This window comes from Arthrobacter sp. efr-133-TYG-118 (assembly GCF_030209755.1).
In the GTDB taxonomy this organism is placed as follows: domain Bacteria; phylum Actinomycetota; class Actinomycetes; order Actinomycetales; family Micrococcaceae; genus Arthrobacter.
Genome location: NZ_JARVRH010000009.1, coordinates 149,873 through 163,363 on the forward strand (window position 1 = coordinate 149,873; position 13,491 = coordinate 163,363).

Below are 13,491 nucleotides of genomic sequence, written 5' to 3' on the forward strand. Positions count from 1 at the left end.
CAGAGCAACCACACCAGGATCTGGGAGGCAAGGGGCCGCGCCTTCCAACGCGCTCCGAAAAACCGCAAGCCACGCAACCCTGGATGCACCGCCAACCTCTTCCTACTCCCTTAGTAGCTTATGTGACAAAGTTCACGGCCACTACGGCTCAGGCGCCGACGGGCACTTTGGCGTGCCACGAGGTGTGTTGCTCATAGACGTGGGCGATGCCCAAGAGATCTGGCTCCGCGAATTCCCGCCCCAGGAAATGCATCCCCACCGGTTGTCCTCCCGCAAATCCGCAAGGGATGCTCAGTCCGGGCATGCCGGTGAGGTTGGCCGGCGAGAGCATCATAAGCGCGCTGGAGAGGGAGTCCTTCCCTGTTGAGCCGGTCAGCGAGTGGGACATGTCCGCTTCGATCGGCGCGACGGACGGAAGCGTCGGGGACACCAATGCCTGGACACCGGCGACGTCCATGGCAGTCCGCAGGGAAGCGCGCAGATATGAGCGCACTTTACGTGCCAGCCGGACATCCTCGCACGGCACCAAGGCACCTGTTTCGATCATCACGCGAGTGCCGGGCAGATACTTGTCAGCGCTTCGGGCGAGCAGTTCGCGATGGTGCTCCACCGATTCGGATAGCGATATCGCCAAGCTCGCCGGCAGGGCCATCTTCAGTTCGGGGAGGGACACCTCGACAACTTCCGCCCCCAGCTCCTGCAACGCGATCACAGCCTGCTCGAGGACCGCGGCCACTTCCGGCGTGACCTCCCACCCGGCCCAGGCGCCACGATCCACCGCCACGCGGGTCAGGGCGGGCATCGCCTCGGGGAGCACCATCTCCTGCAGCCGGGCCGCCGTCTCAGGGCCCACCATGCCTTGGAGCATCGCCGCGCAGTCCGCCACGCTTCGAGTGATCGGCCCGATGTGGTCGAGGGTATGGCTGACGTTGAGCACGCCTGATCCGTCGATCATCCCGGCCGTCGCTTTGAGGCCCACCAGTCCGTTCACCGATGCCGGATTCCGCACGGATCCGCCGGTATCCGTGCCCAGGGCGCCCGGTGCGCTCCCGACGGCCACGGCCACTCCCGAGCCGATGCTGGAACCGCCCGCGTAGCGCTCGGCTCCCCAGGGATTTTTCGACGGCGGGGTCCCTTGTCCGAAGGCGAATTCATGGGTCACCGTCTTGCCCAGAATCACTGCCCCGTTCCGCCGCAGGTGCCGGACTACGCCGGCGTCGTCCGAAGCAACGCGGCCCCGGAGTGCCAGGGACCCGCCTTCAGCAGGCATCCCCCGCACGTCGATGACGTCCTTCACTCCGAGCGGAATCCCGTGGAGCGGTCCGAGGAACTCGCCGCGCCGTCCGCGATTGTCGGCGGCGCGTGCCTCGTTTCGGGCGCCCTGATGGTCGACGTAGGCCCAGGCATGCACTGAATCTTCAGTCGCTTCGAGGCGCCCGATGACGGATTCCACGAGTTCGGCTGCTGAGAGTTCGCCGCGGCGCAGGAGCCCGGACGCCTCCGCGATTCCCAGTTCCCATGCTTCAGTCATTCGCGCCACCTCCCGGGGCTTCGGGGAAACTTTGGGGGTCGAAATCGGTCCTCAACGCGGCCATGCCGCGCTGAAAGTCATTGAATGAGCGTTCGACGGCGGCGGCGTCCTCCTGCTGGATGGTCTCGCCCACCAGCTCGATGAGTCGCGCGCGCTGCTCCGGGGTCAGCTGCCCGCTCACCGGCGCGCCGCCGGAGTCAGGCGGCCGTCCCGCACCACGCAGACGCCATTGACGAAGACGAAGCGTACGTCCCGGAAGTCTTCGGCGCTGGCCACGACAACATCGGCTTCCCGTCCTGCTTCAATCCGGCCACCATTGGGCGCAATCCCCGGAATCAATCCGGTCACTGCCGACGTCGCCATGCCCACTGCTCCTGCCAAGGATCGATAGCCGTGTTCGGCGACATCCTGCACGGCCGAGATCAATTCATCGTGGTGGCCCTCGTGGCCGTAGTCGGTGGCGAGGACGTCCACGAGCCCGGGCTCCTGCAGCAAGACATCCCAGTGCTCGCGCGTTGTCACGGTCTGTTTGCGGTGCAGGAGGTCGAAAACGGAAACTTCGGCCGACCAGCCGTGGTCCCTGCCGAGCTTGGCCAGCGCGAGAGCCTCCGCGGGAGTGTGCGAGGGATGGTTGGCGTGGGAGGCAATGACACGCGCCTTCGTCCGGTGTGGATTGGGTCCGCCTGTCTTGTGCCCAGGTGTCCCGTCCATGAGATTGCGCATGACCCGTGCCGTTGCGGCTGCACTGTGCAGGATCGCCGGCACGCCAAATAGAGCCGCGGCCTGGACCCCCTCCCGGATGCCGTTGAGTGCCGGCTCGACGGAAGGCAACACGGAATCCGCGATGATTTTCCGCAATTCGACGAGGTCGATTTGTCCTTCGAGCCCGGCTTCAGCGGCGGCGGCGCGCAGCTCCGCCATGTCGCAAGCGTCCGGGTCGATGAACCGGCCAAGCACGGCCTCCTTCATGCGCCGGGCCTGCACCGGGTGCACCCGCACGCCGCTCGCACTTTCGATGGCTCGAGGGATGTAGCTCAGGTCCTGCCCTCCGCCGCCGAGGGTCTGCCCGCCGCCGAGCTCACCGATGGCGATCGCGCCGTCGTTGAGCATCTTCTCCACCGTGCTGTGGCATGACTGCGCGGGCAGTCCCCGTCCGTCAGCCATTCGTGCGGCCCGCTCAGCCTCGGGCAAGTACGTCGTGGCTCCCCGGACATGGACCGCATGGCGGCGGTCTGCTTCGCGGACATGGTCCATGGTGCAAAAACCGCAAAGGTTCAGCACCGTGGTGGTTCCCGCAAGAAGGTGGCGGTCAAGATTCGCCAGCCACTCGTCGTCAGGCGGCGCGGGGGCGCCGCTGGGCATGAGCGGGCCCGGAGTCACCCCGTGGACGTGGCTATTAATGAGACCGGGCATCACGACGCATCCGCTCGCATCGATCATCTCGCCGTCGAAGGCCTGTTCGCGATCCCAACGCTCGAGAACATCGGAGACGCGCCCGCGGCGCAGGATGACTGCTCCTGATTCGACCACCGTATTGCCTGTGCCTGGCACTACGGTGCCACCGTGGATGAGCGTAGACATTCGACTCCCTATCGATTACGTTCATGATATCGAAGTATCTTCACTATAACCACAGAGGAGATTCCACAGTGTCCGTCCCTTCCACCACCCGGGATTTCGTGGGCTACGGCGAGCACCCCCCGGAGTTCCGCTGGCCCGGAGGTGCCCGCGTTGCGGTGTCCCTGGTGATCAATGTCGAAGACGGAGCGGAGCGCAGCATCGCGCGCGGAGGCCCTGCGGACGATCTTGGAGCGCACTGGATCAGGCACCCCGCCCATCCCACGGCCCGGAATCTCACACTGGAGTCGGCTTTCGAATACGGGTCAAGGGCAGGCATCTGGCGGGTGTTGCGGATTCTGAGGCGCCACGACGTGAGGGCAACTGCCTTCTGCTGCGCCACGGCACTCGAACAAAACCCCCGGATCGCGGCTGCGCTGGTCAGGGATGGCCACGAAATTGCCGACCACGGTTACAACTGGGACACCCACGCCGGGCTCACTCCCGACGAGGAACGCGCGCTGATAACCGCATCCCGCGACTCCATCGCCAAGAGCACCGGAGGTCCGCCCACGAGTTGGTACTCCCGCGACGGACTCAACCCGGGTACGCGGGACATCCTCGCCGCCGCTGGATTCATGTACGAGTCCAACAGCTTCAACGATGACGTGCCGCATTTTGGAACCGGGATAGACAACGCGGGGAAGGACGGAACAGGGTTGCCAGTCTTGCCCTACGCAGGCGACACCAACGACTCGGGCCTCTTCACACAGTTCCCCACGGCTACCGCGTTCGCCCGCCAATTGTGCGGCACGCTGGACATGATGCTTACTGACAGCCGGTCCGGACCGTCCGTCATGAACGTGGGCCTCCACCCGCGCCTCATTGGCCGGCCTGCCTACGCAACCGCCCTGGACGCATTCTTGTCCCACGCGGGCAAGAATGCGGCGTGGATCGCGACTCGTTCGCAGATCATCGAGGCTTGGCTGCTGAATACGCGGCGACAGCCCTAAGCGGTAGCGAGCAGCGCGCCCCATCCCGGGATCGGGCGCGCAGTTCGGGCCAAGCGGAGGAGATGCCACAGCGTGGCTGTTGCGCTGTCGACGACGGGCACGCCGAACTCGGATTCGAATCCGGCCGCCAGATAGGCCGAGCGAAGGTTCGTCCCAATGCAGACGACGGCGTCGACCCCGGCCCCAAAAGCGGGCTTCATCAGCGCGCCGATATCCGCGCCCGACATTCGCGAGATTTCCGGGTTCGACATTGACGTCGCGGGCACCGAAGAGCGCACCACTTCCAGGCCGCTGGCGGCGTACTCACGTTCAATCAGCGACATGATGCCCCGGGGGCCGGGAAAAACGACGGCGACCCGGCCGGCGTCGAGCGCCTTCAGTGCGGCCACGAGCGCCAGGGATGCGGTGGTGGCCGGCGCGCCCGTGGCCTCCGTCAAAGATTCGGCGAGCGCCCGGTCGCCTTCGAGGCCGGTCCACGAACCCGACGTTCCGTGGAATGCGATGGCATCCAACTCAGCATCACTGAGCAGCGACGGCGCGTCGCCGAGAACCTTCGCGTCGATGCGGTCATCGAGGTCCGCCGGAAGCCGGAAGCGGCTGTAGTGCACGCCGACGTCCGGCGATCCGGCCAGAATGTCAGCCGTCAGCGACTCAGCGTTGGAGTTCGACGACGGCACGAGCATTCCCAAGCGGGAAGACGGTCCGGGCGGGTGGCTCGTCAATGGGATTTACCCAGCGACGGCGGCGTCGAGATCGCCACCATGACCGCTGCAGTGTCCGTGAGGTTGCTCCACCAATGCGGCAGGGTGGCGTCATAGGTCAGGCTGTCGCCCTCGCCCAAGGTGAATTCCTGTCCGCCGACACTGGCCACGAGCGTGCCGGTCTGGACCACAACGCACTCCTCGCCCTCGTGCGAATGCGGAACCTCCGCGCCGTCGAAACGCGCAGGGATCGTCATGTTGATGACGCCAAGCTTCCGGTCCGCATCGGGCACGATCAATTCCATGACGATTCCTTGGGACGGAATCTCAATGCGGCGGCGATCGGCCCGGCGCACCAGCATGTGGTTATGCGTCTCGCTGGGGTCGGTAAACATGCTCGCCAGCGGCACACCAAGGGAATTGGCCAGGCGAAGGAGCGTGGCGAATGACGGATTACCGATGCCGCGCTCGATCTGGCTGATTAGTCCGGCGCTCACACCGGCCCGGTCCGCCAATTCCTCAACAGTGAACCGCCCGGCACGCTGTTCCTTGAGCATGGCGCCCAAATGGGTGATCCACAGGTTGCGGTGCAGAGTGTCATCGTCGTCGACTTTAACAACTTCCGTGCTTCCCAATACAGCTCCTCAGTGTTCCAGCACTCATCAGTATATCGAAGACTCGTCAACTAAACGAAGAAATCCCGGTGGGATCCTCCGGCGTCGAGCCTTGCCTTCATCGTCACAGCATGCCAGCATCGGCACCGCCGCAGAAGAACCACGCGGCTCATTTTCACGGGGAGTCACACCTCTTCCAGTGCGTCTCCGGAGCGGCGGCCGCAGCCAGCTGCGCGATCATCGAGGCGAGTTCCCGTTCCCAGTACACCGCGGCGCGATCGGCGCCCCGGGCGTGGACATCGCCGGCCCTGGCAATGTCGGCCGCGGGAAGGCCCACGCTTTGGCCGGCAGCTCCGAGGACGTCGACCACGCGCTGTACGGATTCCTCAAGCGCGACTGCTCCTGGCCTCCCCTGTTTCAGCAGTTCACCGGCAAGGTCCGTGGGGCCCACCCAGCCGCCATCGAAATGCTCCAAAGCCACGAAGTCTTCGACGGCGTCAACGGCTTCCACCGTCTCAAAGAGGACCGTCAGCCGGGGCTCCAGCGAATAGTCCGCACCAAACGCCGAGGCGAACGAGGCCTGTTTCGGCCTGGACCCCGGAGGACCAAACCTTGTCGCCCTGTGGGCCCGTTCAAGTTCTTTCGGATGCCGCACCTTGGGGAGCACAATCTCATCCACCCCCGTGTTGGCGAACGCCACCAAGGTCATGTCATCAAGGTCAGGGACACGGACGGCGACCCGGGTGTGGGCGCCTGATAGCCGCTGGACCGCATCTGCGCATTGCTGCAGCGTCAACGTTGTCTGCTCTGCGTCGAGGACCACGAAATCCAGGTTTCGGTAGGCGACCACCGACAACAGCGTGGGGGTCGGCTCGGCCGTGATGAGTCCAACCTGTCGAACGAGCGACGACGTCGCCATCACTCGTCCGCCACGAACTGCCAGTCGGCGGGCTTGCTGACGCCGACAACCAGATTGACGTCTTCGTCGCCGTCGTTGGTGATGCCATGGGTTGTGCCCCGTGGGATGTAGATGCCATCGCCTGGCTTGGCCCTGTACTCTGCGTCGCCCAGATGAACGAGGGGCTCGCCCGAAATGACCACGTAGAACTCAGAGGCATCCGGATGATGATGGCATAGGTGATGTTGTCCGGGGAGAATCCTGCCCCAGCTGACACATAGGTCGTCGGATCCGCTCAGGTCACGCGAGATGAGCGTGGAGACGAGCCCTTGGTCCCGTTGTCCGCGAAGGCCCGTCTTCTCCAGCGCCGTGAAGCCCTGTTCATTGACGTTATGGACCAACCGCGAAATATCCGTGGCCATTGGCGTCCCTCCTCCAGGCATTGACGTAGTCACGCGCGGCCTTCGTACGCCGCTTCGAGGTGGCCGGCCGCAGGCGGATTGGCGATCCACCACCGGGCAATTTCCTCCCTTGTAGCGAACCAAACGTCGTTCCGCGCGAGGGCATACTCCAGGAAGCGCCTGACCCCCAAGGCGACGCTGGGCCTCCCGCCGATGCGCAAATGAACTCCTACGGACATCATCCTGGGCACCGTTTCCCCTTCGAGCAGAAGGCAGTCGAGGCTGTCCTTCAGTACGTTGAAGAAGTCATCCGCTGTCCCGAAGCTTCCGGGGCCCCAAAACCTCGCGTCGTTCGTGTCGCCCGAGTACGGGACCACGAGGTGGCGGGATTCTCCGGCGGCCACGAAATACGGCAGGTCGTCCGCATAGGAATTGGAGTCATAGAGAAAGCCCTCGTCCTTGAGGATCGCGCGGGTGTTCTCGGTGATTCCTTCTCGGACGTACCAACCCACCGGCCGGACACCCGAGACTGCCTCGATCGCCGCGACGCAGGCCCTGATTTCGGCCAGTTCTTCGGCCGGAGTCATTCCGACAGTTCCGCGCCATTTGTAGCCATGCGCGCAAACCTCGTGTCCGTCGCGAACGATCGCCTGGGCGGCCTCGGGGTTTCGTTCCAGGGCAACACCGCATGCCATGAATGTCGCGGGCACGTTGTAGTCCCGGAGCAAAGCCAAAAAGCGCCAGATTCCCACCCTGCTGCCGTACTCGAAGAAAGATTCCTTCATCAAGCTCCGCCGGCCCGGATCCGAAGACCAACCACCGAAAATCGTGACGTCTTCGTCACTTTCATCACCGGCTTCTATGGAGCTCTCCGCGCCTTCCTCGTAGTTGATGACCATGGAGATGGCCACCTTGGCACCATTGGGCCAAGTCACGACCGGGGGGTTTTCCCCGTATCCAATGAGGTCTCGCATTGACTCACTCCTTGCCGTTCGTCGCTATGAATTGAAGCGTCGCATTCTTTCATTATATTGAATCAAACTTCACTATACAATTAGCGGCCTTCCGCGTAGACCTTCCTGTGCGCGGCCAGTGACGTCCTGAGCATTCCGTCGACGTCGTTGATCACATTGCCGTGGGCGGGGCCGATCAGCGTCGTGGGAAGCATGTCCAGGACCGCTTCAATGCCGTCGAAGGCATCGCTGACGTCCACGAACTTCGTCCAGTAGAGAGCCCGACCGGTTCCATACGCCGCTTGGTCCACGGTGGGAGGTTCCGGCATCTCGCCGGACAACAAACGGCATTGGCCAGGGAGGTGGACCGGTTCGTCGTCGTCCTCTGACGCTGCCCCGCCCGCTGCGGGAACGTCGTGGATGAAGGAGAAGCCGTCCGAAACAAACATCATCCGGGCGCCGTCGTCGTGGCCCCACAGCGTGTTCTCCAGGTCCCGGATGAAGGCCGGGAGGAAGCGGAACTCCCGGCCGCCTAGATCGATCCGGCTTCCGGCCGCCTGGGTCCTGAGCCTGGAGCGGTATTCAGGGAAATGCAGATGGTAATCACGGACGTCACCCACCACGAGCGCCCCGGGATACTTGTCCAGCAGGGCAGGCAGGTTCCCGGCGTGGGGGATCTCGGGATGGGTCGGGAAGACATAATCCAGGGGGCGTTCACCGAGAACCAATTCCAGCTGGGCGAGAAGGAGGGCACGGTGGGCCGGATCCCCTGTATCTACCAAGAGCGTCGCTTCGGAGCCCACCACCAGATAGGAGGAGACGTGATAGTGGACTTCCTGTCCCTGGGCGCTGGCCGACAGGCAGCCACCCAGCCAGTAGGTTCCGTCGGCAAGCCACCGGAGTTCGACTGCATCGTGCTTCACTGGATTCTCATTCACTGGATCCCCATTTCCTCGATTGCGCGCGCCAGCTCCCCTGCCTGCTCAAGGCACATGTCCCTTCCAATAAAGGGAGTTCCGTAGCCGGGGCCGACGGCGCGGACATCGCGGTCCCGGAAGATGTCTCCAATGTTCCGCGCGATCGGACTGGTATCTGCCCCTGTGAACCAGCGAAATTTCCGGAGTCCCTCCCGGGTCTCCGGGCCGGCGCTGCCGCCGTGCGTGAATGCATCCGAGGTCAGCAGCCCGCCCGATTCCGGATCGAAAACCCAGAGCGTCGGCAGGAGCCGGAGGAGCGGTGAAACGAGTTCGACGACGATGCCGTCCAGCACTTCTACCCGCATCGATGTCCCCGGATCCACGGCAATCCGCTTGGATTCGGCCTTGGAACGAGGCACGGTGATTCCGCCGGTGTACCAGACCGAGCCAACCGGGAAGCGCTCCTCGATGGCGGGGATGTTGAGACAGCATTCCATTTCGGTCCGGGTGAGGACAATGGATAGCGGCTCTCCGGGTGACAGCAGCCGGTCAAGCTGTTCGATGATTCCTTCCTGATGAAGGCGAACCCCGGTGTCCACCACCACTGAACCAGACGGCCCCTTGATCAAGTAACAGTTCACCGCTTGCGTACGCCGTACGCCGGGCGGGCACCAGCTCACGCGCTCATCCAGTTCGATGTCCCCGCCGAGCCGGTAGATCCGGCCGCTCAGCAAACCGCTCATCCTCACTCCTTCCCTTGGATCCGGATGGTTCAGGAGTTGCTGGCCGTCTCCCAGACAGCAATAGCTTCATCCAGGGTGCAGACGTCATGCCGGGCCCGCATGACGGTCAACGCGGCGTCGTGCACCACCGTGTCATAGGCTCCCACCGCGTCCTCGAGCAGCACGGCATAGAAGTCGTTGTGCACGGCGTCGCGCAGGGTTGCTTCGACACAGCCACCGGTGGAAACGCCCACGAGGGCCACCGCCTCGATCCCCTGGCTGCGGAGCAGCAAGGCGAGTTCCGTGGCGATGAAGGCGCTGGGGCGTCGCTTGGTGATCACGACTTCCCCGTCTTCGGGCATGCAGGGTTCGCAGAACTCTGTCGCGGGGTCGCCTTTGGCACTGAGCTTGCCGAGATCAATGGGGCGACCGTTCGCTGCTGTATACAGGGCACGCAGCCAGGCCGCCGGCGAGCTGGCGCCGTCAGGAAGGTTCTCGACGCGAATGTGGAAAACCGGCACCCCATTGGCACGCGCCGCAGTGATGGCGCGACCGCACTTTTCGACAACGGACGGCATCATGCTCATGTCATGTCCGGAATCTCCTATTGCGCCACCGGACGAAACAGCCCCCACCTGCATGTCGATGACAACCAAGGCTGTGGTGGCGGGATCGAGCAGTTCCTGGAGGGTGTGGCGGACAGGTTTGCCGCAGATTTCAATCATGGTTTTCTTCCTTCACGGGGATGCAGGGTCGCAGGGAATCCGGGGTCGGGTGAATTCTGGCCGACGGTCACCCGCCGGCCAGAACTACGTGCTTCACAGGGTTTGTTATTTGCCTAGACCAGCGAAATAGACCTGGTCGTTGGTGAGCGGCACGGCCCCCGTCAAGGTGTCCTGCTTGACGATCAGGTTCCTGACCTCCACCAGGGAGAGAATCGGGGCGCCCTGGTCCACCAATCCGGCCATCTTCTTGAGCAAGGCTGCCCTCTGGTCCGTGTTCGCGGTCGGGGTGGCCGCCAACTGAGTCCGGGTGGCATCGAATTCAGGATTGGACCATCCGGTGCTGTTGCTCGGAGCTCCGGTGGAGTAGAACGCGTAGGTGTAGAACGCGGGGTCGGCGATGACAATCGGCTCGGAGTACAGGACCGCTTGGAAGCGGCCGTCGATAAGTGCCGAGGAGAAGTCCGTCGGGCTCGCCACGTTCAACAACTGCACCGTGATACCCACCTTCGCCAACATGGATTGGATAAGGACGGCTGAACTCTTCGCGACAGGGCCCGGGCGGCTCACGCTGTAGCTAAGTGTCAGGGGGAACCCGTTCGCGTACTGGGTCTGCGCCAGCAGCTTCTTGGCCCCGTCGGGGTCGTATTTGTAGGTGGGTGAATCCTTCACGGTGGGAAAGATCGAGCCCGCCGGGTCCGCGAGGCCGGCATAGGCGCCCTTGGCCAGGGCAGCTCGGTCGATCGCCATGGAAACTGCCTGGCGAACCTTCGCATCTGCCAAAGGACCGGTCTTCGTGTTGAACATCATGGTGTCGCGGGTCTGGCTGGTGCACTTAAGGACACTGACTCCATTGACACCGGTCATCGAGCTGTATTGGTCATATTCGAAGCCGTTGGCAATCTGGGCCTCGCCGGTCTTCACCAATTGGGTCCGGGTCGCGGTGTCGGGAACCGCTTTGACCACAACCCGCTTCACCGAGCCTCGATCGCCTCCCCAGTTCGGGTCCGCGGTCACCGTCAGGGACGTGCCGGGAGTAAACTCCTCGAGCTTCCAACCGCTGTAGTCGGCCAGATTCTTCGAGAGCCACTTGTTGGCCGTGGGGTCATCCGGCGTGACGTGAAGTTTCGCTTCCTTGCTGTCGTGGATGTAGAAGAGATTGTTCTGCAGTGACTCGAGCGTGTATGACGTCATCCCCACGGTGTTGAGTTCAACAGTTCGGTCATCGATCACGGTGACGAGGTTGTCCACGTTGAATCCGCTGCTCTTGAGCGTGCCCTTCATGACGGGCTGCCGCACCATGCCGATCGCCAGGCTCCATTTCACGTCGTCGGCCGAGAGGGTGTTTCCAAACTGGCTTGTCAGCTTCCGTAGCTTGACGATGACCCCCTTGCCATCCGGGGCGGCTACCGCGCTCTCGGCGAGCCGACCGGTGACCGCGGTAGACGGCGTCGAGCATGATTGGTCATCGCTCGCGCCGGTTTTGTACTCCAGCAACTGGGAACCGAGGCCGCTGAGCACCACATGCGATGCACTGCCGCCCCACGGGGCCGGGGTGAGACTATCCGGGAGGGCGCCGACGGCGATGACGACCGACTCCGGCTTGGCCACCGCTGCGGTGGGAGTGGCTCCCCCGCATCCGGTAAGCGACACAGCTGCCGCGGCTGCAAACCAGCCGAGCAATAAACGCGAATTCTTCATAAGCCTGGTTCCAATTTCTGTACAGAGGGAAAGGACGTGTTACGAGTAGTGCGCTGCTGATGTGGCAGTGGATTAGTAACGGTAGGCGTGCTTGTGGCCGGCCCGGATGATGGGCGCCACCTCCGGAATATTGGTGATCACGTTGCCGTGGGTGGGCGCTACGATCTTGACCCCAAGGTCATCCATCAGCTTGCCGACTCGGTCGTAAACCTGGTCGGCGTCGTTGGCGAATCTGGCCCAGTACAACGCGCTGCCGGTAAAGAAGGCAGCATTCTCGACCGCAATGGGTGCCGAGAGTTCATCTGTTGTCAGGCCACATTCGCCGGGGAGGTGCACCGGATCCTCATCATCGAGTTCCGGGCGGTGCATGTAGCAAAAGCCGTCGGCCGTGAAAAGCACGCCCGACTTCGGTACGAAGCCCCATTGGGTATTTGGCAGGTCCCTGATCATCGCCTCGACGATCACGAATTCATATCCGCCGCCCAGATCCACCTTGTCTCCGGGAACCCGGGCGTGAAGGTTGGGCACGATCTGGGGGTAAAAAAGGTGGTAGTCCCGAATGTCGCCAACAACCTTGATGTCGGGGTACTTCTCGACGAGGCGGGGAAGGTTTCCCGTGTGCGGCAGCTCCGGATGCGTCGGGAAGACGTAGCCCAGAGGCTTGTCCCCGAGCAACCCGTCAAGGGTTTCCGAAATGATGTTCCAGCTGGAGGGGTTGCCCGTATCAATGAGAATTGACGATTCGGTCCCTTGTGCCAGATAGGTGGAGGTGTGCCCGTGGATAACGCGGTCCTGGAGGTGGAACGGCAGGCACGAACTCATCCAGGTGACGCCGTCGGCTACCTCACGCGGAAGGTCGCGGCTCATAGTTTCTACTAGTTCTTCCATCGGGATTCTCCTATGCCTTTTCCGGTGCCAACGCGGCGAGCATGAAATCAAGGTGCCGGCGGACGAGCTCACGCCCGCGGATCACGCAGCCGCGGGAAGGGGCGATGGTCTCGGGAGCGAGAGTCTCGAACTTGTCAGAGAGCCATTCCCGAAGCGGCTCGCACGTGGCCCGCGGGATCCACTCGTATTTCGCGTAGAGGTGCTCCGCGACCTGCTTGGCGGTGGTGGTGTCCTCGGCGAGGGAGTCAATGATGCGGGAACCGTCCGGGCTCGTCATGGTGCCGTGGGTGAAGGTATCGGAGGTGAAGATGGTTCCGGTATTCGCGTCCCAACCCCAGAAGGTCGGGAGGAGCCGCAGGAGCGGCGACTCGATGGTCAAGTACCTGCCCGGCGCCACCTCGATCTCGGGAGTGCGGGCCATGGAATCCCCGCCCTCTCCCTTCTGGTCGATCTGCTGCCGACGGCCTCGGAGCGCGAGGCGGCTGAGGTCATCGAATGCATCGAAGGGGTTGATGGCGCCACCGGTGAAGAGGCGCTCGATGTCGAATTTCCCGGCAATAGGTTCCAGGTTCGAAACGCAGTCCATCTCGCTCCGCGTGAAAAACATGGAGAGCCGGCCGTCGTCGTCAAGCAGCTCAACCAAGTCATCGAGGATCTCCTGACTGTGGACTGCGAGTCCGGTGTCGACCATCAGCCGGCCGGAGCCCTCACTGAGGAGATAGCAATTCGACGGTTGGAAGCCGGTCGCTCCGGCCGGTACCCAGCTCACGCGGCCGTCGAGCGGAATGGTTCCACCGAGGGCGATAACTTTATCTTCATGAACTTTAGTGAACATATCTTCAATCTATTGAAGTCGGAGGATGTCTGTCAAGA

Annotated in this window: 15 protein-coding genes; 1 reads left to right on the forward strand and 14 read right to left on the reverse strand. The window is 63.2% G+C overall.

The genetic code is table 11. The features are described 5' to 3' along the window. Positions 1-148: 148 nt before the first annotated feature. Genes QRN59_RS08580 through QRN59_RS08590 form a run of 3 tightly spaced genes read right to left on the reverse strand, consistent with a single transcriptional unit; the run spans position 149 to position 3,112 of the window. Positions 149-1,531 carry an amidase gene (locus QRN59_RS08580; protein WP_284982100.1) on the reverse strand — a complete coding sequence of 461 codons (1,383 nt, stop codon included), beginning with the start codon at positions 1,529-1,531 and terminating at the stop codon, positions 149-151. After that, on the reverse strand, positions 1,524-1,712 hold the full coding sequence (locus tag QRN59_RS08585; protein ID WP_284982101.1) for a hypothetical protein: 189 nt from the start codon (positions 1,710-1,712) through the stop codon (positions 1,524-1,526). The genes QRN59_RS08580 and QRN59_RS08585 overlap by 8 nt, the downstream gene beginning before the upstream one ends. Further along, positions 1,709-3,112, reverse strand: a complete 1,404-nt coding sequence (locus QRN59_RS08590) for an amidohydrolase family protein (RefSeq protein WP_284982102.1) — start codon at positions 3,110-3,112, stop codon at positions 1,709-1,711. The genes QRN59_RS08585 and QRN59_RS08590 overlap by 4 nt, the downstream gene beginning before the upstream one ends. 68 nt (positions 3,113-3,180) lie before the next feature. On the opposite strand from QRN59_RS08590, the gene QRN59_RS08595 reads away from it, so the two are divergent. Further along, positions 3,181-4,101 carry a polysaccharide deacetylase family protein gene (locus QRN59_RS08595; protein ID WP_284982103.1) on the forward strand — a complete coding sequence of 307 codons (921 nt, stop codon included), beginning with the start codon at positions 3,181-3,183 and terminating at the stop codon, positions 4,099-4,101. Here the strand turns inward: QRN59_RS08595 and QRN59_RS08600 are convergent. The 11 genes from QRN59_RS08600 to QRN59_RS08650 all read right to left on the reverse strand — a co-directional run bounded on the left by QRN59_RS08600 (position 4,098) and on the right by QRN59_RS08650 (position 13,453). Continuing rightward, the gene (locus QRN59_RS08600) at positions 4,098-4,778 is read right to left on the reverse strand and encodes a maleate cis-trans isomerase family protein (protein WP_284982104.1); all 681 of its coding nucleotides are present in this window, start codon (positions 4,776-4,778) and stop codon (positions 4,098-4,100) included. The genes QRN59_RS08595 and QRN59_RS08600 overlap by 4 nt on opposite strands. A gap of 41 nt (positions 4,779-4,819) precedes the next feature. Further along, on the reverse strand, positions 4,820-5,437 hold the full coding sequence (locus tag QRN59_RS08605) for a helix-turn-helix domain-containing protein (protein ID WP_284982105.1): 618 nt from the start codon (positions 5,435-5,437) through the stop codon (positions 4,820-4,822). A gap of 154 nt (positions 5,438-5,591) precedes the next feature. Then, on the reverse strand, positions 5,592-6,335 hold the full coding sequence (locus QRN59_RS08610; protein WP_284982106.1) for an aldolase/citrate lyase family protein: 744 nt from the start codon (positions 6,333-6,335) through the stop codon (positions 5,592-5,594). Continuing rightward, complete coding sequence (locus tag QRN59_RS08615) at positions 6,335-6,736, reverse strand: cupin domain-containing protein (protein ID WP_284982107.1); 402 nt, start codon at positions 6,734-6,736, stop codon at positions 6,335-6,337. The genes QRN59_RS08610 and QRN59_RS08615 overlap by 1 nt, the downstream gene beginning before the upstream one ends. Positions 6,737-6,765: 29 nt before the next feature. After that, positions 6,766-7,689, reverse strand: a complete 924-nt coding sequence (locus tag QRN59_RS08620) for a polysaccharide deacetylase family protein (protein WP_284982108.1) — start codon at positions 7,687-7,689, stop codon at positions 6,766-6,768. 80 nt (positions 7,690-7,769) lie between these two features. Continuing rightward, a complete protein-coding gene (locus QRN59_RS08625; RefSeq protein ID WP_284982109.1) occupies positions 7,770-8,606 on the reverse strand; it encodes an MBL fold metallo-hydrolase in 837 nt (278 codons plus the stop codon). Further along, positions 8,603-9,328, reverse strand: coding sequence for an MBL fold metallo-hydrolase (locus tag QRN59_RS08630; protein ID WP_284982110.1), 726 nt, complete (start codon positions 9,326-9,328; stop codon positions 8,603-8,605). The genes QRN59_RS08625 and QRN59_RS08630 overlap by 4 nt, the downstream gene beginning before the upstream one ends. 29 nt (positions 9,329-9,357) lie before the next feature. After that, complete coding sequence (locus QRN59_RS08635) at positions 9,358-10,032, reverse strand: cysteine hydrolase family protein (protein WP_284982111.1); 675 nt, start codon at positions 10,030-10,032, stop codon at positions 9,358-9,360. Positions 10,033-10,137: 105 nt separating this feature from the next. After that, complete coding sequence (locus QRN59_RS08640) at positions 10,138-11,730, reverse strand: ABC transporter substrate-binding protein (RefSeq protein WP_284982112.1); 1,593 nt, start codon at positions 11,728-11,730, stop codon at positions 10,138-10,140. Positions 11,731-11,802: 72 nt separating this feature from the next. Further along, positions 11,803-12,618, reverse strand: coding sequence for an MBL fold metallo-hydrolase (locus QRN59_RS08645; RefSeq protein ID WP_284982113.1), 816 nt, complete (start codon positions 12,616-12,618; stop codon positions 11,803-11,805). Positions 12,619-12,628: 10 nt separating this feature from the next. Then, the gene (locus QRN59_RS08650) at positions 12,629-13,453 is read right to left on the reverse strand and encodes an MBL fold metallo-hydrolase (RefSeq protein WP_284982114.1); all 825 of its coding nucleotides are present in this window, start codon (positions 13,451-13,453) and stop codon (positions 12,629-12,631) included. Positions 13,454-13,491 lie beyond the last annotated feature (38 nt).